The sequence below is a fragment of the Xenorhabdus griffiniae genome, assembly GCF_001028135.1.
GTDB classification, from domain to species: Bacteria; Pseudomonadota; Gammaproteobacteria; order Enterobacterales; family Enterobacteriaceae; genus Xenorhabdus; species Xenorhabdus bakwenae.
Map to the genome: position 1 here is coordinate 1 of NZ_LDNM01000153.1, position 982 is coordinate 982.

The following is a 982-nucleotide window of genomic DNA, read 5'->3' on the forward strand; positions in this document are numbered from 1 at the left end:
GCGGATGATGACTTCCCCGGCATCGTGAATGTCGTAGGCCACCCGCACGCTTTCGCCATCCACTTCGATCAGGTTCTCAGCAAAATATTGGTTATTGTTGAACTCCACCCAGCCACGCTGGGCGATACGGGTGACCTCCGGCATAAACATCTCGCGCAGTTCAATCTGGGTCAGGTATTCGATTTCATCCCCTTCGGTTTCCAGCACTATTTTGCGGTAGACCGCCGCCGTCATGTGGCGGCCGTTGTGTTTGGGCAGTTCGCTGTGCTCATGCCCGGTGTTGTAGCATTCGACTTCTTCTTCAATCGCATCCAGCAACTGTTGCCAGGACGGCAGTTTTGCCAGCGCGGCCTGCTGGACGGCATTCAATGCTTTCTGGTTTTCCTGCGCTTTGACCGCAGAGAGTATCCGGCGGTCAGTCACGCGCACCGATTCCGGGTCAGCCCCCAGCCCGTTATAGGTCTGGAATTTCTGCGCAATACGCCGGGGAATAACCGCATTCAGGCGTTCGATAATGCCGCGTGATTGCGGATTACCGGGGATGCTCGTCATGTGGCCGATACCCAGCCGGGGGAAAATCCCGGTGATATCGGCATCCAGCGTTTTGTTCGTCTGGCCGCCCCCGTTATCGGAGTAGACAAACAGCGGCTTACCGTGATGCTGCATGGCATGGCGATACGCCGAGGCCACGGCAATCGTGCTTTCGGATAAATCCAGCGACCAGCCCACCACATAGCGCGTGCGGCCATCCAGCACCAGTGTCAGTTCCGGTGTAAATGGGCGGCCGTGGATGGGGTGCGCCACTTTCAAATTCAGGCTCTTACCATCACTGATCCAGCAGCCATTAACCGGCATCTGTGACCAGTCCCGTTTCTGGTAGGTTTCCAGTGCACGGGCCGCGGAGCCGGTAAGACGGCCACGGGCTTTTTCCCGCTTCGGCAGTTTTGCCATCACCCGGCGTACCGCATCATAGGAAGGCTGG

At 57.7% G+C, this 982-nt stretch carries 1 protein-coding gene; it reads right to left on the minus strand.

Annotated elements, in window-relative coordinates; translation table 11 throughout:
* Positions 1 to 982 (minus strand): Mu transposase C-terminal domain-containing protein (locus tag AAY47_RS19015; RefSeq protein ID WP_047771904.1); only part of this gene is annotated, 982 nt, incomplete at both ends.